A 20,226-nucleotide genomic window follows, 5' to 3' on the forward strand; every position below is an offset into this window, starting at 1 on the left:
GGGGACGGTGTGAGCCCGGGGCGGGCCGCGCAGGGAAGATCACCCCGGAGCCGCCGGAAGAAAGGCCGTCCCGGCCGAGTAGAACCGGCAGCGGAGAGAAAACGAGAGGGCGCCCGGCCAGGCCGGTCGTCAAGAAGGGTGGTACCGCGGAGCCGTCGCCGGCTTCGTCCCTTCACGCCATGTCAGCAGCGCTGTCACAGCCACCGCGTGGAGGTCCCGCCCGACGATGTCTTCCCACTATTTCCGCTCACTTCCCGCGCAGGTCGACCTGCCGGCCCTCGAGCACGAGGTCCTCGAACGCTGGCGGGACGGGAAGGTCTTCGAGCGCTCGCTGCAGCAGAACGCCGAGGGCCCCACCTGGGTGTTCTACGAGGGCCCGCCGACCGCCAACGGCATGCCCGGCGTCCACCACGTCGAGGCCCGCGTCTTCAAGGACGTCTTCCCCCGCTACAAGTCGATGCGCGGCTACCACGTGCCCCGCAAGGCCGGCTGGGACTGCCACGGCCTGCCGGTCGAGGTCGCCGTCGAGAAGGAACTCGGCCTGTCCGGCAAGCCCGAGATCGAGTCGTACGGCATCGCCGAGTTCAACGCGCGCTGCCGCGAGTCGGTGCTGCGGCACGTGGACGCGTTCGAGGAGATGACCGAGCGGATGGGCTACTGGGTCGACATGTCCCAGGCCTACCGCACGATGGACCCCCAGTATGTCGAGGCCGTCTGGTGGTCGCTCAAGGTCGTCTGGGACAAGGACCTGCTGTTCCGCGACCACCGGATCACTCCGTACTGCCCGCGCTGCGGCACCGGCCTGTCCGACCACGAGCTCGGCCAGCCCGGCGGCTACGAGACCGTCTCCAGCCCGTCGGTGTACGTGCGCATGCCCGTCCTCTCCGGCCCGCTGGCCGAGATGGGCGCCTCGCTGCTGATCTGGACCACCACGCCCTGGACCCTGGTGTCCAACACCGCCGTCGCCGTGCACCCCGACGTCACGTACGTCGCGGCCCGGCGCGGCGACGAGGTGCTGGTCGTGGCCGAGCCGCTGCTGCGGCGGGTCCTCGGCGAGGACGCCGAGGTGCTGGCCACCTACCAGGGCTCCGAGCTGGAGCACACCGTCTACCAGCGCCCCTTCGACCTGGTAGACATCGAGGGCGCCCACTACGTCGTGCTCGGCACCTACGTCACGGTCGAGGACGGCACCGGCCTGGTCCACCAGGCTCCCGCCTTCGGCGCCGACGACATGGCCGTCTGCAGGCGCTACGGCCTGCCGGTGGTCAACCCGATCGGCCCGGACGGCCGCTTCCTGCCGGACGTGCCGTTCGTGGGCGGCATGTTCTTCAAGGACGCCGACGAGCCGCTGACGGAAAACCTCCGCGAGCGCGGCCTGCTGTTCCGCGGCGAGCACTTCGAGCACAGCTACCCGCACTGCTGGCGCTGCCACACTCCGCTGCTCTACTACGCGCTGCCGTCCTGGTACATCAGGACCACCGCGATCAAGGACCAGCTCCTCGCCGAGAACGAGCGCACCAACTGGTTCCCCGAGACGATCAAGCACGGCCGCTATGGCGAGTGGCTGCGCAACAACGTCGACTGGGCGCTGTCGCGGTCGCGCTACTGGGGCACCCCGCTGCCGCTGTGGGTCTGCTCCGAGAACGAGGACCACGTCACCTGCGTCGGCTCCCTCAAGGAGCTGGGCGAGCTGGCGGGCCAGGACCTGACCGGCCTCGACCCGCACCGCCCGTACGTCGACGACGTGACCTTCCCCTGCCCCACGTGCGGTGCGGAGGCCCGGCGCGTGCCCGACGTGATCGACGTCTGGTACGACTCCGGCGCCATGCCGTTCGCCCAGTGGGGCGCGCCGCTGGTCAACAAGGACGTCTTCGAGAGCTCCTTCCCCGGCCAGTTCATCTGCGAGGCGATCGACCAGACCCGCGGCTGGTTCTACTCGATGATGACCGTCGGCACGCTGGTGTTCGGCCGGTCGTCGTACGAGAACGTGCTCTGCCTCGGCCTGATCCTCGCCGAGGACGGCCGCAAGATGAGCAAGCACCTGGGCAACGTCCTGCAGCCGATGCCGCTCATGAACCAGCACGGCGCCGACCCCCTGCGCTGGTACATGGCCACCTCCGGGTCCCCCTGGGCCCCGCGCAGGATCGGCCACGCGGCGCTGGAGGAGATCGTCCGCAAGGTCCTGCTGACCTACTGGAACACCGCGTCGTTCTTCACGCTCTACGCCAACGCCGAGTCATGGTCCCCGGCCCGGAGAGCCGAGGCCCCGGCGTACGCGGACCGGCCGCTGATCGACCGGTGGGCGCTGGCGGAGCTGCACCGCACGGTGGCCGAGGTCACCGCGTCGATGGAGGAGTTCGACACCGCCCGGGCCGGGCGCCGGCTCACCGAGTTCCTGGACGACCTGTCCAACTGGTACGTCCGCCGCTCGCGCCGCCGCTTCTGGTCCGGTGAGGCGTCCGCCTTCGCGACGCTCTACGAGTGCCTGGAGACCGTCACCCGGCTCATGGCCCCGCTCGTGCCGTTCCTCACCGACTACCTGTGGGACGTGCTGCGCGACCCGGACGCCCCGGCCTCGGTGCACCTGGCCACCTGGCCCGAGGTGAACACCGCGCTGCTCGACCCCGAGCTGTCGGAGCGGATGGCGCTGGTGCGCCGGCTCGTGGAGCTGGGCCGCTCGGCGCGTGCCTCGTCGTCGGTCAAGACCCGCCAGCCGCTCGGCCGGGCCCTGGTCGGCGCTCCCGGCTGGGCCGCGCTCCCCGGCGAGCTGCGCGACCTGATCGCCGACGAGCTCAACGTCCAGCGGCTGGAGGACCTGTCCGGGTTCTCCGCCGACCTGGTGACGTTCACGGTCAAGCCCAACTTCCGCAGCCTCGGCAAGCGGTTCGGCTCACAGACCAAGCTGGTCGCGGCGGCCGTGTCGGGCGCCGACCCGGCGGAGCTGGCCCGCGCCCTGCGCTCGGGCGGGTCCGCGACGGTCGACGCCGGTGAGCTCGGCACGGTGGAGCTGGGCGCGGACGACGTGATCGTCACCGAGCAGCCGAAGTCCGGCTGGGCCGTGGAGACCGGCGCGGTGGACACCGGCACCGGCGAGACCGTGGCGCTCGACCTGGCGATCACCGACGAACTGCGCCGGGCCGGCCTGGTCCGCGACGTGATCCGGCTCGTCCAGGAGGCCCGCAAGTCGACCGGCCTGTCCATCACCGACCGCATCCACCTGTGCTGGTCGGCCAAGGGCGAGCTGGCCGAGGCGCTGCGCGAGAGCGGCGACGCCGTCGCCGAGGAGGTGCTGGCGGCGAGCCTCACCGAGGGCGCCCCGGACGAGGACCTGCCGGTGCACGAGGACGCCGACCTCGGCCTGTCCTTCCGCCTCCGCAAGGCCTGATCCCGTCACCGATGGGGCCGGTCGCGCCGACCGGCCCCATCGGCGTCACAACGGGGCGTGCGCCCCGGCACGCGTCCAGGTCGCCGGCAGGTGGACCGCCGCCTCGGCGGCTCCGTCTACGGCGGGAACGAGCACCACGAGCCGCTGCCGCGGATCGCCCGCCACGCGGCTGGGCCCGGCTCTCCTCCGGGCTTCGAGCCGGGGGGAGGGTGCTAACTCTCGTTCTGGCAGACCGAGCAGGGGGTGAGGCCGGCCTTGTCGGCCTCGGCCCGCGTCATGGTCTCGATACCCGAGTCGCCCATCCCACTGATCAGGGGGCACTCGTCCTCGTGGTAGCGCCGCGTGCCGATCATGACCCGCACCGGCGCGTCCCCGTCCGCGGACGGCTCCGCCGCGTCGGCGGCGCGATCCTGACCGGTCTCGTCGCCGGACCCGCCACGGTCCTCGCGGTCCGTGTCCGTACCGCCGGGGCGGGACGTGGCCGCCTTGCCTGGACGGGCCGTAGTGGCGGCGCGATCGCCGTCGCCCGCGCCGTCCTCCTCGTTGGAGGCGCCAGCCCGCTTGGCGGTGCTCCCGGCGGCGGGTGCCGGGCCGGAGGTGGAGCCGGCCGAGGCCGCGGATCCGGCGCGCCCGGATCCGCGGGTCTCTGCCGGCTCCACCGGCTTCCGGGCCCCCGCACGCGGGGGCGTGGGGGAATCCTCCGGTCCGGACGCCGTGCCGGCGTCCGCGGTCCCGGAGTCGTTCTGGTCGTCACGGGCCTGCTTGCCGTCCGCCCGGGGAGAGGCGGCCGGCCGCGGCGAGGCCGCAGCCGCGCCCTTGGCCTTGCCCTTGGCGGCGGGTCCGCCGGACTCGCCGTCCTCCGGCGACGGGGTGTCCTCTGTCGCCTCCCCGGCGCCCGCCGTGGACCTCGCGGGGTCCCACGGCTGGGAGAACATGCCGGGCTTGAACCAGCCGTGCTCCGCGGTGTCGGTGAGCGACTCGTCCGTCTCGTCGTCCGGCCGGCCCGGTGCCGATCCCGTCGCCGGCGAAGACCAGGCCGGTGCGGACCATGACGTGGCAGAAGGCCGGGACGACGCGGAGGAACCGGACGACGATCCCGAAGGCGCGGCGGAAGACGAGGCGGAAGACGAGGACGGCGGGGTGGAGGCGGCGGGCCGCTGCGGCGTCGTCTCGGAGCCGGACTCCTGCGCCGCGCGCCGGCCGAACCAGTCCACGGGCGTGTGCGTGCCATCCCTGGGTCCGGCGCCGGCCTCGGAAGTCGTGTCGTCCTGGTCGGTAGCCTCGGTGCCGGCGATCTTCCCGGACGTTTTCTCCGCCGTCTCGCGGGGCTCTTCGCGCGCTTCGTCGTCGGACGGCGCAGACGATCCCTCTGTGGAAGGGGCGGCTGCGGAAGAGCCGGACGCGGGGGGAACGACCGTGGCACCCGCCTCGCCGGCAACGGATGTGCCGGGGCCGGAGGACTCTGGACCGGGCGACTCGGGCAGGCGCGGCCCCGGGACGCCGGGCTGAGGGAACCGCGCGACAGGCGGCTCACGATCAGCGGGCGTGGAGCGGGACGGGGTCCTGCCGGTCGTGCCGGAGGTCCCGGCCGAAGGCGTGGTGGTCGTGGGAGCGGCTTCCGCGCGCAGGCTCTCGTCGCGGGCTGTGTCGCCGCGGGATGTGTCGCCGCGGGATGGGGCCTCCTCCGGCTCCCCCGTACGGGTGGAGACCTCGGGGAGACAGGTGGTGCAGGGCGTGAAGCCCTCCTCGCGGGCCTCCTCGTGCGTCAGCTCCTCGGTCTCACGCCCGGCGAGCTGGCGGCAGGTGGCCAGATGGAAGCGCTTGCGCCCGGGGATCACGAGGACGATCGCGTCGGGGGCGAGGCCCCGGCCGGAACCGGCCGGCGGCCGCGTGATCGGTCCCGTCCGCTGGGGTGGCGGGGACGGGAAGGTCTGCGGGGGCAATGCCCCGTGATGTGTGACCGGTGGGGCCGCCAGCATGGGCGTGGCCACCGGATGCGCCGGTGCCCCGGCAAGGGCTCCGCCGTACGCCCCGCTCACGGCACCGACGTGCGCGAGCTGGGGCACGGACGAACCCTGGGGGGTGGGAGCGGTTCCCTCGGCGGCACGCCCACCGGCAGGGAACAGCTCGTGGCGCCTCAGCAGTGCCCCGATCAGCAGACAGACCGCCGACAGCACGCTGACGACGATCGACCACATCACGAGAGGGGGCGTCCCCAGCACGACGCCTGCGATGAGCAGGACGATTGCGGCGAGGACCAGGGCGGCACTGATGAGGATCACGGGGGGTTCTCCGAGCTATCGGGTCCCTGTGGGGACCCGCCACTGCTTACCGGCGGTCGTTGTGGGGGCCGTCGGGTCCGGGGAAGGCGCCGGAGTGCTGCGAGGGCTCCTGGCCGAACGGGTTGGGGGCCCCGCCCATCTGCTGGGGAGCAGGGGCGACGGCGTGGGCCATGGCCGGGGCGGCGCCCACGATCGGGAAGCCTCCACTGCCCTCACCGGCCACGTTGAGCTCGGCGAGCTGGTTCTCCAGGTACAGCTTGAGACGGCTGCGGTATTCGCGCTCGAAGCTGCGCAGCTCCTCGACCTTGCGCTCCAGCTCGTCGCGGGTCTGCACGAGGGTGCCCATGGCCTGGCGGTGCCGCTCCTGGGCGTCGCGCTCCAGCGTCTCGGCGCGGGCGCGGGCGTCGCCGATGATCTGCTCGGCCTGGCGGCGGGCCTTGCCGAGGATGTCGTCGGCCTCACGACGGGCGCGGGTCACGGTCTCGTCCGCCTCGCGACGGGCGTCGGCGATCGCCTGGTCGGCCGTCTGCTGGGCGAGGGCGAGCACGCGGGCCGCGGTGTCCATGTTGTCCTCGGCGGGCGGCAGGCCCATGCCGACGGGAACCGGCTCGGGGCGGGCCGGCTCCGGAGGCTTGATCGGCTCCGGCTGGGGCGCCATCATCTCGGGCTTCGGCTCGGCCACGGGAGCGGGAGCCATCTGCATGGAGCCGGGCATGCCCATGCCTCCGGGCACCTTGCCTCTGAGGCACTCGGCCAGCTTCGCGCGGAGTTCCTCGTTCTCCTGGATGAGGCGGTCCAGCTCGGCCTCGACCTCGTCGAGGAAAGCGTCGACCTCCTCCTCGTCGTACCCCGGCCTCAGCCGGGTGGTACTGAACTGCTTGTTCCGCACATCAGCGGGCGTCAACGGCATTTGGGTCTCCTTGGCGCGCTTGGAGTCTGTCCGGTCGGACGGTACCCGATCAACGAAGCGCGTTCACGACTTGGATCAAGACCAAAACCACAATGAACAGCACTGTGAAGCTCAGGTCAAAGGCCACCGTACCCAACCTGAGGGGCGGAATGAAACGGCGGAGGAACTTGAGAGGTGGGTCGGTCACTGTGTAAACGACCTCCGCCAGCACCAGGACGACCCCTGTGGGCCGCCAGCCGCGGGCGAACGCCTGCACCGTATCTATGATCATTCTGCCGATCAGCAGGACCAGGAAGAGGGTCAGGGCGATGACCAAGATCTCACTAATGATCCCCACGGTCGAGCCCCGCCTCCCCTCGGTCCAGCCGTCCTCGGGCCGCACGGGCACCGCTCTGCCGGTCACTGTTCATGTAGGGAACTCTAGCTCTGGTTGAAGAAGCCGCGTTCCGCGATTCTGGCCTTGTCCTCGGCGGTCACCTCAACGTTGGCGGGGGACAACAGGAACACCTTGTTGGTAACACGTTCGATGCTGCCGTGTAGGCCAAAGACGAGACCTGCCGCGAAATCGACAAGGCGTTTTGCGTCGCTGTCGACCATCTCTGTCAGATTCATGATGACCGGCGTGCCCTCACGGAAGTGCTCGCCGATCGTGCGCGCCTCGTTGTACGTGCGGGGATGCAGGGTGGTGATACGCGCCAGATCGGTCGTACGGCGCTCGAGCACGGTCGTGGGAGGACGCGGGGCGGGGACGGCCGTCTCGGTGTCGTCCTCGCGCTCCAGGGGCCCCGAGTGCGTGCCCGAGGGCCCGGCGAAGCCGCGCCGCGGCGACTCGTACTCCTCGTCGCCGTAGTCCTCGTCGGTGCCGTATTCTGCCGCATACCTGTCTTCGTAGCGGTCGTCCTCCACGAGACCGAGGTAGACCGCCATCTTGCGCATCGCGCCGGCCATCGCTCGTCGTCCTCCGCGTTACTGGTGCCTTCAAGGTCCCTTTGGAAGGCCAGGGCGGTAGCCGTACCCCCCTTGGAGCTCACCGCTGATCGACCTCTACCTGTGCGCGGACACCATGGTCCACTTGGGGGACATTACCTGACGAAGGGCTTTCGGCGGCCGAGCAACGCCGTACCGACTCGAAGGTGTGTCGCGCCGTTCGCCACAGCTTGGGGGATGTCTCCGCTCATTCCCGCCGATATGACGTCGGCGGCGGGGTGTTCCTCGCGGACCCGCTCGGCGACGGCCCGCAGCCGCGCGAACGCGGCGGACGGGTCCTCCCCCAGCGGGGCGACCGCCATGACTCCCCGCAGGCGCAGCCCCTCCGTCTTCGCCACGAGCCCGGCGAGCGCCGGCACCTCCTCCGGCGCGGCGCCGCCCCGTCCGGCCCCGCCCTCGCCCGGCGCGGCGTCGAGAGCGACCTGGATGAGGCAGTCGACCTCGCGCCCCGCGCGTACGGCCTCGCGGCCGAGCGCGTCCACCAGCCGGGGACGGTCCACCGAGTGGACCATGTGGGCGTAGGACGCGACCGAGCGGACCTTGTTCGTCTGTAACTGGCCGATGAAGTGCCACGTGAGGCCGAGACCGGCGCACTCGGCCGCCTTGGCCGCCGCCTCCTGGTCGCGGTTCTCGCCGACGTGCGCCACGCCGAGCTCGGCGAGCAGCCGCACGTCGGAGGCCGGGTAGGTCTTCGTCACCGCGATCAGGGTGATCTCCGACCGCGACCGGCCGACGGCCCGGCAGGCGTCCTCGATGCGCCGCTCCACCTCGGCCAGGGCCGCGGTCAGCTCCTCGCGCCGGTCAGCCACGGACCGTTCCCCCGGCCGTACGGATGCCCAGCGTCACTTGAGGAAGTCCGGCACGTCGAGTTCCTCCTCCTGCTCCTCGAACACCACCGGACGCCGGGGACCCGGCTGAGCTGTCCTGGATGTGATCGGGGTCGGCGGCTCGGGAGCCGGGCGCGGGATCGACAGCGGCCCGGTGGCGCCCTGGTCACGCCCGCCGTCGGCCGCCGCGTCGCGCTGGAACGGCGTGACCGCCTCGGCCTGCTGGGCCTCCGGCCCGGACGCGGCCTGCGACGTCGCCTGCTGGACCGGCTGGCTCACGGGCTGGGCCGGCGGCGGCACGGGGTTCGACGGAAGCGCGTTCACCGAGAACTGGGTCGCCGGCGGATTCGCGGGCTGCGCCGGAGCGGGTGCGGGCTGCGCCACACTGCTCACCGGACGCACCGGCGGTTGCGCGGGCTCCGCGCGCTGCTCCGGCTTGGCCGGCGCGGGCGCGGGACGGGCCGCTGGTGCGGGCGTCGCAGGACGGGTCTGCTGGGGCCGCGACAGCGGCGCGGCCGCCGGCTTGGCCGGCTCGGGCTCGTCGAACCCGGCCGCGATGACCGTCACCCGCACCTCGTCGCCGAGCGCGTCGTCGATGACCGTGCCGAAGATGATGTTGGCGTCGGGCGCGGCGGCGTTGCTGACCAGCTGGGCCGCCTCGTTGATCTCGAACAGCCCCAGGTCGGAGCCGCCCGCGATGGACAGCAGCACGCCGTGGGCGCCGTCGATGCTCGCCTCCAGCAGCGGGCTGGATACCGCCATCTCCGCGGCGGCGACCGACCGGTCGTCACCCCTGGCGTGGCCGATGCCCATGAGGGCCGAGCCCGCGCCGGACATGACCGACTTCACGTCTGCGAAGTCCAGGTTGATCAGACCGGGCGTGGTGATGAGGTCGGTGATGCCCTGCACACCGGACAGCAGCACCTGGTCGGCGGCCTTGAACGCGTCGAGCACGCTCACCTGGCGGTCGGAGATCGACAGCAGCCGGTCGTTCGGGATGACGATCAGGGTGTCGACCTCCTCGCGGAGGGTCTCGATGCCGGCCTCGGCCTGCATGGCCCGGCGCTTGCCCTCGAAGCTGAAGGGCCGGGTGACCACGCCGATCGTCAGCGCGCCGAGCGAGCGGGCGATGCTGGCCACGACCGGCGCGCCGCCGGTGCCGGTGCCGCCGCCCTCGCCCGCGGTCACGAAGACCATGTCGGCGCCCTTGATGACCTCTTCGATCTCCTCCCGGTGGTCCTCGGCGGCCTTGCGGCCCACCTCCGGGTTGGCGCCCGCGCCGAGGCCCCGCGTGAGCTCGCGCCCCACGTCGAGCTTCACGTCGGCGTCACTCATCAGCAGCGCCTGGGCGTCAGTGTTTATGGCGATGAACTCGACGCCCTTGAGTCCCTCCTCGATCATCCGGTTGACGGCGTTCACTCCGCCGCCGCCGATGCCGACGACCTTGATGACCGCGAGGTAGTTCTGCGGTGCTGCCACGACGAGGGGCCTTTCCGCTCGTTTGCGTTTCATGCGGGCAGGGCCCGCCGTCTTCTGAACTCTCACCCTCAAGTTGAGATTTAGAGTTATGTCAACCTGAGGATTGATACGGACAGTAGGGTTGCGCGTCCCCCAGGGTCAACTAACCGCGCCGCAAGGCCGTCCGGCGTGTCGCGCGCTGTCCTTTTCGCACGAAGCCCCGCTCCCGGGCGGGCCCGGACCACGTTTTCCCGGCCCGTGAGAAATCTCACTTGACCGTCACCACCTGCGGCGAGCTGACATCGTAGCTGGTTCCCGGCTTGGCGAGGGCGGCGAGCAGGACACGTCCCTTCTGCGCCGAGCGCTCCGCGTCTCCCCACACGACCGTACGGCCGTCGGTGAGCTTGAGCGTGATCGACCGGGGCGAGGGGACGCGCAGCTCCCGCAGGCGCTGCAGGACGCTCTCGGGCAGCGCCCGGAGCACGGTGAGCCCGGCCCTGGTGGCGGGGTCGTCCACGGCGGCCCGCTGGACGCGCAGCACGGGCAGCCGGGGCGGGGCCACGGCCACCTCCTGCAGGACGACGCCGTAGCGGTCGACGACCGCGGTCGTCAGGCCCATGGGCACGGCGGCGGCGGGAACGCGCTCGACCACGCTGATGTGCAGCGTTCCGGGCCAGCCGCGCTCGACCGTGGCCGACTCGACCGCGCGCATCGCGCGCACCCGCTGTTCGACCCCGGCGAGATCGACGGTGGCGAGCGGCGTGCCGGTGCGCACTCCGACGACCTGCCGCACCTGCTCGGCGGGGATCCGGTTGTTGCCGGTGATCTCGACCTCGCGCACGCCGAGGACGGGCGAGAAGAACACGACCCACGTGGCGACGCCCACCACCCCGCCGGCCAGCAGGGTGGCGAGCGCCGAACGCCGGACGGCCCGCCTCACCGGTCCCCCACGCTCCGGATCACGGCGCGCATCACCGGGCGGACAGCTCCGCGACGATCTTCGGGCCGAGTTCCGTCACGTCTCCCGCGCCCATCGTCAGCACGATGTCGCCGGGGCGGGCCCGGCCGGCGACGAGCTCCGGCACGGCCCGCCGGTCGGGCGCGTAGACGACCCGCTCGGCGGGAAGCGGGACCTTCCCCGCGACCAGAGCGCCGGAGACCCCGGGCTCGGGGTCCTCGCGCGCGCCGTACACGTCGAGCACGATCACCTCGTCGGCGAGGCCGAGCGCCGCGCCGAACTCGTCGGCGAAGAACCGGGTGCGCGAGTAGAGGTGCGGCTGGAAGACCGCGATGACCCGGCCGTCGCCGGTCACGACGTCGCGGGCGGCGCGCAGGTCGGCGGTCAGCTCGGTCGGGTGGTGGGCGTAGCTGTCGAAGACCGTCACGCCCGCGGCCTCGCCCTTGGACTCGAACCGCCGCTTGGCCCCGGTGAAGGCGGCCAGGCCCTCCTTGACGTCGTCGAAGCCCAGGCCGAGGTGGAGCGCCACGGCGATCACCGCGGTGGCGTTGAGCGCGTTGTGCCGGCCCGGCACGGCGAGGCGCACCTCGCCGCGTCCCGGCCCGCCGGGCACGGCGGGGCCGAGCTCCACGCCGAACTCCACGCCGAGGCCGCGCGGCACCACGTCGGTCGTGCGCAGGTCGGCGCCGGCGCTCTCGCCGTACGTGACGACCGTGAGGCCGCGCTCACGGGCGAGGGGCACGAGGGCGGCGGCGCCCGGATCGTCGGCGCACACCACGAGCAGCGACCCGATGCGCTCGACGAAGCGGGCGAAGCTGTCGTGGACGGCCTGGGGGTCGCCGTAGTTGTCGAGGTGGTCGGCCTCGACGTTGGTGACCACGGCGACGCCCGGCGCGAGCATGAGGAACGAGCCGTCGCTCTCGTCGGCCTCCGCGACGAACACCTCGCCCGCGCCGTCGTCGGCGCCGAGCCCGGTCGTCACGAGCTGCCCGCCGACGCAGTAGGACGGGTCCTCGCCGCACTTCTGCAGCGCCACGGTCAGCATGGAGGTGGTCGTGGTCTTGCCGTGCGTGCCGGCGACGGCGATGCCGGTGCGGCCGGCCATGACCGAGGCCAGCGCGGCGGCGCGCGGGATCACCCGCAGGTTCTGCCGCAGCGCCTCCCCCAGCTCCGGGTTCGAGTCGCGGATGGCGGTGGACACCACGACCGTGTCCACCTCCTTGATATGGGAGGCGGCATGGCCGACGTGGATGACGGCGCCCAGCTCGCGCAGCTCGGCCAGCAGCTCCGAGGGCCGCGCGTCGCTGCCCGACACCGGCACGCCTCGCTTGAGCAGGATCCGGGCGATGCCGGACATGCCGGCACCGCCGATGCCGATGAAGTGCACCCGCCCCAGGTCGGCCGCCGGGACGGGATCCACGAGCTTGACGAGACTCATCGGTGAGCGATCTCCAGCACCTTGCGGGCGAGCGCCATGTCGGCGTCCTTGCGGCCCATCCGCGATGCGGCCTCGGACATCGCGACCACGCGCTCGGGGTCGTTCAGGATCGGCAGCAGCGTCTGGACGATCCAGGCCGCCGACAGGTTCGCGTCGTCGACCATCAGGCCGCCCCCGGCCCGCACGATGGGCTCGGCGTTGAGGCGCTGCTCGCCGTTGCCGTGCGGCAGCGGCACGTACGCCGCGGGCAGCCCCACGGCGGTGAGCTCGGCGCAGGTCATGGCGCCCGCACGGGACAGCACGAGGTCGGCGGCGGCGTAGGCGAGGTCCATCCGGTCGACGTACGGCAGGATGACGTACTGCGGGTCGCCCGGCGGCGGCTCCACCTCGACGGTGTTCTTGGGCCCGATCACGTGCAGCACCTGGACGCCCGCCGCCCGCAGGTAGGGCGCGGCCTCCAGCGCCGCCTGGTTGATCGAGCGGGCGCCCTGGGAGCCGCCGAACACGAGCAGCGTCACCCGGTCGGACTCCAGCCCGAAGTACGACCGCGCCTTGTCGCCCATCGACAGGCGGTCCATCATGCTGATCTCACGGCGCAGCGGGATGCCGATGTACTCGGCGTTCGGGAGCACGGCGTCCGGGTGGCCGGTGAAGACGTGCTCGGTGATGCGGGCGCCGAGCCGGTTGGCCAGGCCGGGCCTGGGGTTGGCCTCGTGGACCACGATCGGCACGCCGCGCCGCCGGGCTCCGAGGTAGCCGGGCGTGGCGACATATCCCCCGAAGCCGACCAGGACGTCCGCGCCGACCTTGTCGAGGATGCCCGCGGCGCTGCCGATGGCCCCCGCGAGGCGGCCGGGCACGGTGAGAAGCCGGGGGCTGAGTGAGCGGGGCAGCGGCACGGCGGGCACGAGTTCGAGCTCGTAGCCCCGGGCGGGCACCAGGCGGGTCTCCAGGCCGCGCTCGGTGCCGAGGCAGGTGATGCCGATCCTCGGGTCGAGCCGGCGAAGCGCGTCGGCCAGCGCGAGCGCCGGCTCGATATGGCCGGCCGTCCCGCCGCCGGCGAGGACCACCCTCATGTCACTCCCTGTCTTCGCGGACGTTCTCCCGGACGCTTTCGCGGGCGTCTTCCCGGATCTTCTCGCGAATGTCGCCGCGTCCGTTCCCTGTCGTTCCTCTTCGTGCCGTCGGCGGCCGCGCCGCCCGCTGACGGGCCGGTGCCCGCGAGACCGCGGGCCGCCGCCCGGCGCGGCCGTTCAGGCCAAGCCAGCTTAGAGCCCGCGCGGCCGGTCCCGGGCCACGGGCGGCAAGCGCCTCGGCCGCTCCGGGCTCCTGTTTGGCGAACGACACCAGCATGCCGAGCGCGGCGAGCGTCGGCAGCAGCGCCGATCCGCCGTACGAGACCAGCGGCAGCGGGATACCGGTGACCGGGAAGACCCCGATGACCGCGCCGATGTTGACGACGGCCTGCCCGGCGATCCAGGCGGTGACGGCGGCGGCCGACAGCCGGACGAAGGGGTCCTTCGTCCTGATGGCGATGCGCAGCCCGGCATAGCCGAGCAGGCCGAACAGCGCGACCACCACGAGCGTCCCCATCAGCCCGAGCTCCTCGCCCAGGATGGAGAAGATGAAGTCGCTCTCCGCGTGCGGCACGTAGTTCCACTTCTGCCGGCCCGCGCCGAGCCCGAGGCCGAACCAGCCGCCCGAGCCGATGGCCATCAGCCCCTGGGCGGATTGGAAGCCCTCGTTCTGCGCGGTCTCCCACGGGTGCAGGAAGCCGGTGAGGCGGTCGAGCCGGTATGGCTCGACGAGGATCATAGTGGCGGTCGCCAGCGCGAGCAGCGCGAGGATGCCGCCGAACAGCCGCACCGGCGCGCCGACCACCCACAGCAGCGCCAGGAAGATCATCATGAGCACGAGCGTCGTGCCGAGGTCGCGCCCGAGCATGACCAGGACGGCCAGCAGGGCCACGCCCGGCATCAGCGGGATCAGCAGCTGCCGCCACTCGATGCGGCCGGCGCGCGCCCGCGTAGCGAGCAGGTCGGCCCCCCACAGCACCAGGGCCAGCTTCGCCGGCTCCGACGGCTGCACCGAGAACGGACCGATGACGATCCAGCGCTGGGCGCCCAGCAGCTCCTGGCCGAGGAAGATGACCATCAGCAGGCCGAGGATCGACAGGCCCATCAGCGGATAGCCCGCCAGGCGGAAGAACCGCTGCGGCAGCCGGGAGCAGGCCCACATCAGCGGAAGCCCGATCGCCACCGAGGTGACCTGCTTGAGGAACCAGTAGAACGGGTCGCCGATCCGCTGCAGCGCCTCGATGCTCGACGCCGACAGCACCATCATCAGCCCGAGCGCCAGCAGCAGGGCGCTGCAGCCGAGCACCAGGTGGTAGGACGTCAGCGGGCGGCCGAGCAGCTCGCGCAGCGCGGCGAGCTGGGCGGCGGCCCAGCCGACGGGCTCGGGCCCCTGACGCTCCGGCTCGCGGACGGTGGCGGCGCCGGGCGAGCCGGTCGCCGGGCCGGTCGCTGGGCCCGTCACGAGGCCGCCAGCCGCCGCACGGCTCGGGCGAAGGCCTCCCCACGCGCTCCGTAACTCGCGAACATGTCCAGTGACGCCCCGGCGGGGGCGAGCAGCACGGTGTCACCCGGGGTGGCGAGCCGGGCGGCTTCGGCGACGACACGGTCCATGACCCCAGTGTCTTGCTCCGGCACGTCCACCACGGGGACATTCGCGGCGTGTCGCGCCAATGCGCGGCGGATCACATCCCGGTCGGTCCCCAGCAGCACCGCGCCGCGCAGCCGGTGCGCGGCCTGCCGTACGAGGTCGTCGACGTCGGCGCCCTTGAGCTGACCACCCGCGATCCACACGATCGACGGGTAGGCGGCCAGCGACGCGGCGGCCGCGTGCGGGTTGGTGGCCTTGGAGTCGTCCACGTAGTCGACCTCGCCGACCCGGGCCACGTGGGCGATCCGGTGCGGGTCGGGGGTGAACTCCCGCAGGCCGCGGCGTACGGCCTCGGGCGGCACGCCGTACGCGCGGGCCAGCGCCGCGGCGGCGAGCGCGTTGGCGACGTTGTGCGGCGCGAACGGCCGCACGTCGGCGAGGCAGGCCAGCTCCTCCGCCGAGGTCACGGGGTCGGCCACGAAGGCCCGGTCGACCAGCAGGTCCTCCACGACCCCCAGCTCCCCCGGGCGGGGCACGGCGAGCGTGAAGCCCACCCGCGAGGCGTACGGCTCGGCCAGCCGGGACGACGACGCGTCGTCGGCGTTGTAGACCACCGTCCCCGCGCCCGCGAAGATGCGCGCCTTGGCCGCGGCGTACTCCTCCATGGAGCCGTGCCAGTCGATGTGGTCGGGCGCCACGTTGAGCACGGCCCCGGCGAGCGGGGCCACGGTGGACGACCAGTGGAGCTGGAAGCTCGACAGCTCCACGGCCAGCACGTCGTAGGGCCCGTCGACGGCCTCGACGATGGGGACGCCGACGTTGCCCACGGCCACGGCCTTGTGACCGGCGGCCGACAGCATGGACGTGAGCATGCGGACGGCGGTCGTCTTGCCGTTGGTGCCGGTCAGCGCCAGCCAGGGGGCCGCGGGCTCCCGCCGCAGCCGCCAGGCCAGCTCGACCTCCCCGATGACCTCGACGCCCGCGTCCGCGGCGGCGACGAGCAGCGGGTGGGTGGGACGCCAGCCGGGCGAGGTGACCAGGAGCGTGGTCCCGGCGGGGAGGGCGGGCTCGCCGAAGCGCACCTCCACGCCCAGCTCGGCGAGCTCGGCGGCCGTGGCGCGCTGCCGCTCGCCGTCCGCGGCCTCCAGCACGGTCACGCGCTCGCCGCGCGCCGCCAGGGCCCGCGCCGCGGCGGCGCCCGACACGCCGAGGCCGGCGACGACGACGGTCACTGCTTCGGCATCCATTCGAGGTAGAACAGCCCGAGACCGGCGGCGACGCACAGCGCGGCGATCAGCCAGAAGCGCACCACGATCGTCGTCTCGGCCCAGCCCGACAGCTCGAAGTGGTGCTGGAGCGGCGCCATCCGGAAGACGCGTCTGCGGGTCAGCTTGAAGGACCCGACCTGGATGATCACCGACATCGTGATGATCGCGAAAAGGCCGCCCAGGATGACGAGCAGGAGCTGGGTCCGGGTGGTGAACGCCAGGCCGGCGATCACACCGCCGAGGGCCAGCGAGCCGGTGTCACCCATGAAGATCTTGGCGGGCGGGGCGTTCCACCACAGGAAGCCCAGGCAGGCGCCCAGCACCGCCGCCGCGACCACCGCCAGGTCCAGCGGGTCGCGCACCCAGTAGCAGTTGGGGCCGAAGCCGACCGTCGTGCAGCTGTTGCGCAGCTGCCAGTTGCCGATCAGCACGTACGCCGCGAGGACCAGGCAGGTGGCGCCGGAGGCCAGGCCGTCGAGGCCGTCGGTCAGGTTCACCGCGTTCGAGAAGCCCACGATGAAGAACACGACCCAGATCATGAACCCGATCAGCCCGATGGACGGCCCGATGTCCCGCAGGAACGACACGTGCGTGTCGGCCGGGGTGACGGCGTAGGCGTTGGGGAACCGCAGCACCAGCACCGCGAAGATCGCGCCGATGACGAGCTGCCCGCCCGCCTTGGCGCCGCTGCGCAGGCCCAGGCTGCGCTGCTTGTAGATCTTGATGAAGTCGTCGAGGAAGCCGACCGCGCCGAGGCCCGTCATCAGGAACAGCACCAGCAGTCCCGACGCCGTCGGCGGGTCGCTGACCGCGGAGAAGACGGTCACCCCGTGCGCGACGAAATAGCCGATCAGCGACGCGATGACGATCACCGTGCCGCCCATCGTGGGAGTGCCCTTCTTGTCGTAGTGTCCCGACGGGCCCTCCTCCCGGATGTTCTGGCCGTAGCCCCTGCGGGCGAACAGCCGGATGGCCAGCGGCGTGCCGACCATGGACAACATCAGCGAGATCGCCCCCGCGATGAGGATGTTCCTCACCGGGCGTCACCTCCGAGGATCGCCTCGGCGACCCGCTCGAGCCCGGCCGCACGCGGCCCCTTCACCAGCACCACGTCGCCCGGCGCGAGCCGGCCGGACAACTCCCGCGCCGCCGCGGCGGCGTCCGGGACGTGGATCGCGCCGGGCGCGCCCCGGAGCACCGGCCCGGCGTCCTCCCCCACCACGACGACGGCCTCCAGGCCCGCGCCCGCGGCCAGCCGCCCGAGGTCCTCGTTGAGCGCCGCGCTGTCCTCGCCGAGTTCACGCAGCGCGGCGATCACCGCGAACCGCCGCCGTCCTTCGCCGATCACGGTGAGGCTGCCGAAGGCGGCCCGCATGGAGTCGGGGTTGGCGTTGTAGGCGTCGTTGATCACGGTCACGCCGTCGGGCCGCTCGCCGACCTCCATCCGCCAGCGGCTGCGCGGCTCGGCCGCCGACAGCTCCTCGGCGATGGCGGCCACCGGCAGCCCCAGCTCGTACGCGGCCGCCGCCGCGGCCAGGGCGTTGTCCACCGCGTGCGCGCCGTACAGGCGCAGCCGGACCGGGGCGGCGCCGGACGGCGTGCGCAGCGTGAACGAGGCGCGGCCGGTCGCGTCGAGCGTCTCGTCCTCCGCCCGCACGTGCGCCTCCGGCGAGCGCCCGAAGTAGGTCACCCGCGCGCTCGTACGGCCGGCCATCGCGCGCACCAGCGGGTCGTCGGCGTTGAGCACGGCGACCCCGTCGGCGGGCAGCGCCTCGACGAGCTCGCCCTTGGCCTGCGCGATGGCCTCCTTGCCGCCGAACACCCCGAGGTGGGCGGTGCCGACGTTGAGCACCACGCCGATGCGGGGCGGGGCGATCTTCGCCAGATAGGCGATGTGGCCGACGTTGCGCGCGCTCAGCTCCAGCACCAGGAAGCGGGTGGTCTCGTCGGCCTTGAGGACGGTCAGCGGGTGGCCGATCTCGTTGTTGAACGAGCCGATGGGGGCGACCGTGGGGCCGAGCCGGGCGGCGAGACCGGCCAGCAGGTCCTTGGTCGTGGTCTTGCCCGCGGAGCCGGTCACCCCGGCCACGGTCGTGCCGGGCAGCTCCGACAGCACGGCGGTGGCGAGCGAGGCCAGGGCCGCGAGCGGGTCGCCCACGATCACGGCCGGCGTGTCGACGGGCCGGGTGGCGAGGACGGCGACGGCGCCGGCGTCGTGGGCCTGCCGGGCGAAGTCGTGCCCGTCGGCCCGTTCACCCTTGATCGCCACGAACAGCGAGCCCGGTCCGGCCGCCCGTGAGTCGATCACGACGGGTCCCCGGACCACGGCCCCGGGGTCGGCCACCCCGTGTAGTGCTCCGGACGTGATCTCGGCGACCCGGGCCAGCGGCAACGGGATCATGGTGTCTTTCCTGCTCTCTTTCGCGTCGCTAACTCGGCCGCCCGGACACGGCCCGGCATCGGCTCACGCATCGGCGGCCTCTCGCGCCGCCCGCCGTGCCCGGCTCCGCTCCGCGATGGCCGCGGCGGCCACCTCACGGTCGTCGAAGGGAATGACCTCGCCCCCGACATACTGCCCCTGCTCGTGTCCCTTGCCGGCCACAACTACCACATCTCCGGGCACCGCACCGCCGACCGCCAGACGGATGGCGGCCGCCCGGTCCGGCTCCACAACCACGTGGGCCCGCTCCTTGATGGGTACCCGCAGCGCGCCCTCCAGCATCGCGGCGAGGATCGCGAGCGGGTCCTCCGTACGAGGGTTGTCGCTGGTGAACACGGCGAGGTCGGCGAGACGGACGGCGGCCTCGCCCATCATCGGGCGCTTGCCGCGGTCGCGGTCGCCGCCGCAGCCCAGCACGATCACCAGGCGGCCGCCCGGCCCGTCGTCCAGCACGGCGCGCAGCGAGCGCAGGACCGACTCGACCGCGCCCGGCTTGTGCGCGTAGTCCACGATCACCTGGACGTCGTCCGCGCCCGGCACCCGCTCCATCCGGCCCGGCACGCCGGCGAACTCGCCGACGCCGGTCACGGCGGCCTGCAGCGGGACCCCGGCCTCCACCAGCGCCACCAGCGCGCCGAGCGTGTTGGCCACGTTGAACGGGCCGGGCAGGGCCACCGACACCTCGGCCTCGACCCCGCCGGGCCCCACCAGGCGGAACGTGCTGCCCGCGGAGCCGAGGCGCACGTCCTCGGCGCGCCAGTCGGCCTCCGGCGCCCCGGTGGCGGAGAACGTGGTGATCGGGATCTTGGCCGTCCCGGCCAGCTCCCGTCCGTGGGCGTCGTCGATGTTCACCACGCCCGCCCGGCTGAACTCCGGGGTGAACAGCCGCGCCTTGGCCGCGAAGTAGTCGTCCAGGTCGCGGTGGAAGTCCAGGTGGTCCTGCGAGAGGTTCGTGAAGATCGACACGTCGTAGCACAGGCCGTCCACCCGGCCGAGGGCCAGGGCGTGGCTGGAGACCTCCATGGCCGCCGCGCTCACGCCCCGCTCGCGCATCAGCGCGAACAGCCCCTGCAGGTCGGTCGCCTCGGGGGTGGTGAGCTCGGGGGTGAACCGGACGTCGCCCGCGCGGATCTCCACGCCGCCCACCAGGCCGGTGCGGTGGCCCGCCGCCCGCAGTCCCGCCTCCAGCAGGAACGTCGAGGTGGACTTGCCACTCGTGCCCGTGACGCCGATGAGCGCGATGCCGTCGGCCGGCTTGCCGTACACCCAGGCGGCGACCTGTCCGAGCACCGCGCGCGGGTCGGGCACGACGAGCACCGGCAGCCCGGTGGCGACGGCCCGGTCGCGGCCCTCCTCGTCGGTCAGGATCGCCGTCGCGCCCGACGCCAGGGCGTCGGCGGCGAACTCCGCGCCGTGCCGGGCCTTGCCGGGCGCGGCCACGTACAGGTCGCCGCGCCGCACCCGGCGCGAGTCGAGGGTGATGCCGGTGACCGTGCCGCGCACCGCCCGCGCTCCGGGGGACGGGACGGCCGACGAGGTGCCGAGCAGGGACGCCAGGGCGGACAGCGGGCGGGCCTGGACGGCCTCGGGACGCATGGACGACGGGGAA

General features: G+C 72.9%; 15 protein-coding genes. 1 reads left to right on the forward strand and 14 read right to left on the reverse strand.

Annotated features, from left to right (window positions below):
• Positions 1 to 226 precede the first annotated feature (226 nt).
• A complete protein-coding gene (gene ileS / locus FLX08_RS03005; RefSeq protein WP_142616639.1) occupies positions 227 to 3,385 on the forward strand; it encodes an isoleucine--tRNA ligase in 3,159 nt (1,052 codons plus the stop codon).
• Between the two features lie 212 nt (positions 3,386 to 3,597).
• Here the strand turns inward: ileS and FLX08_RS03010 are convergent, their stop codons facing one another.
• From FLX08_RS03010 to FLX08_RS03075, 14 genes are all read right to left on the reverse strand, one after another.
• Positions 3,598 to 5,667: a hypothetical protein gene (locus FLX08_RS03010; RefSeq protein WP_142616640.1), complete on the reverse strand. Its 2,070-nt coding sequence runs from the start codon at positions 5,665 to 5,667 to the stop codon at positions 3,598 to 3,600.
• 46 nt (positions 5,668 to 5,713) lie between these two features.
• Positions 5,714 to 6,577: a DivIVA domain-containing protein gene (locus FLX08_RS03015; RefSeq protein WP_142616641.1), complete on the reverse strand. Its 864-nt coding sequence runs from the start codon at positions 6,575 to 6,577 to the stop codon at positions 5,714 to 5,716.
• Between the two features lie 49 nt (positions 6,578 to 6,626).
• Positions 6,627 to 6,914 carry a YggT family protein gene (locus tag FLX08_RS03020; protein WP_142616865.1) on the reverse strand — a complete coding sequence of 96 codons (288 nt, stop codon included), beginning with the start codon at positions 6,912 to 6,914 and terminating at the stop codon, positions 6,627 to 6,629.
• Positions 6,915 to 6,997: 83 nt separating this feature from the next.
• Complete coding sequence (locus FLX08_RS03025; RefSeq protein WP_142616642.1) at positions 6,998 to 7,525, reverse strand: cell division protein SepF; 528 nt, start codon at positions 7,523 to 7,525, stop codon at positions 6,998 to 7,000.
• Between the two features lie 134 nt (positions 7,526 to 7,659).
• The gene (locus FLX08_RS03030) at positions 7,660 to 8,373 is read right to left on the reverse strand and encodes a YggS family pyridoxal phosphate-dependent enzyme (RefSeq protein WP_142616643.1); all 714 of its coding nucleotides are present in this window, start codon (positions 8,371 to 8,373) and stop codon (positions 7,660 to 7,662) included.
• 33 nt (positions 8,374 to 8,406) lie between these two features.
• A complete protein-coding gene (gene ftsZ / locus FLX08_RS03035; protein ID WP_142616644.1) occupies positions 8,407 to 9,870 on the reverse strand; it encodes a cell division protein FtsZ in 1,464 nt (487 codons plus the stop codon).
• Between the two features lie 247 nt (positions 9,871 to 10,117).
• Positions 10,118 to 10,789 carry a cell division protein FtsQ/DivIB gene (locus tag FLX08_RS03040; RefSeq protein WP_142616645.1) on the reverse strand — a complete coding sequence of 224 codons (672 nt, stop codon included), beginning with the start codon at positions 10,787 to 10,789 and terminating at the stop codon, positions 10,118 to 10,120.
• Positions 10,790 to 10,820: 31 nt separating this feature from the next.
• Entirely contained in the window at positions 10,821 to 12,245 is a 1,425-nt protein-coding gene (gene murC, locus FLX08_RS03045) for a UDP-N-acetylmuramate--L-alanine ligase (RefSeq protein WP_142616646.1), read from the reverse strand.
• Positions 12,242 to 13,321 (reverse strand): undecaprenyldiphospho-muramoylpentapeptide beta-N-acetylglucosaminyltransferase, encoded by a 1,080-nt coding sequence (gene murG / locus FLX08_RS03050; RefSeq protein WP_142616647.1) that lies wholly within the window; start codon positions 13,319 to 13,321, stop codon positions 12,242 to 12,244. Before murG ends, murC begins: the two co-directional genes overlap by 4 nt.
• A 1-nt stretch (position 13,322) precedes the next feature.
• Positions 13,323 to 14,783 carry a putative lipid II flippase FtsW gene (ftsW, locus tag FLX08_RS03055; RefSeq protein ID WP_142616648.1) on the reverse strand — a complete coding sequence of 487 codons (1,461 nt, stop codon included), beginning with the start codon at positions 14,781 to 14,783 and terminating at the stop codon, positions 13,323 to 13,325.
• Positions 14,780 to 16,156: a UDP-N-acetylmuramoyl-L-alanine--D-glutamate ligase gene (gene murD, locus FLX08_RS03060; RefSeq protein WP_142616649.1), complete on the reverse strand. Its 1,377-nt coding sequence runs from the start codon at positions 16,154 to 16,156 to the stop codon at positions 14,780 to 14,782. Before murD ends, ftsW begins: the two co-directional genes overlap by 4 nt.
• The gene (gene mraY, locus FLX08_RS03065) at positions 16,138 to 17,214 is read right to left on the reverse strand and encodes a phospho-N-acetylmuramoyl-pentapeptide-transferase (RefSeq protein ID WP_142616650.1); all 1,077 of its coding nucleotides are present in this window, start codon (positions 17,212 to 17,214) and stop codon (positions 16,138 to 16,140) included. Before mraY ends, murD begins: the two co-directional genes overlap by 19 nt.
• Entirely contained in the window at positions 17,211 to 18,578 is a 1,368-nt protein-coding gene (locus FLX08_RS03070) for a UDP-N-acetylmuramoyl-tripeptide--D-alanyl-D-alanine ligase (RefSeq protein ID WP_142616651.1), read from the reverse strand. Before FLX08_RS03070 ends, mraY begins: the two co-directional genes overlap by 4 nt.
• Positions 18,579 to 18,641: 63 nt before the next feature.
• Positions 18,642 to 20,213 (reverse strand): UDP-N-acetylmuramoyl-L-alanyl-D-glutamate--2,6-diaminopimelate ligase, encoded by a 1,572-nt coding sequence (locus FLX08_RS03075; RefSeq protein ID WP_142616866.1) that lies wholly within the window; start codon positions 20,211 to 20,213, stop codon positions 18,642 to 18,644.
• Between the last annotated feature and the right edge of the window lie 13 nt (positions 20,214 to 20,226).

Origin of the sequence: Microbispora hainanensis, assembly GCF_006874475.1 — a bacterium.
Taxonomy (GTDB): Bacteria; Actinomycetota; Actinomycetes; order Streptosporangiales; family Streptosporangiaceae; genus Microbispora; species Microbispora hainanensis.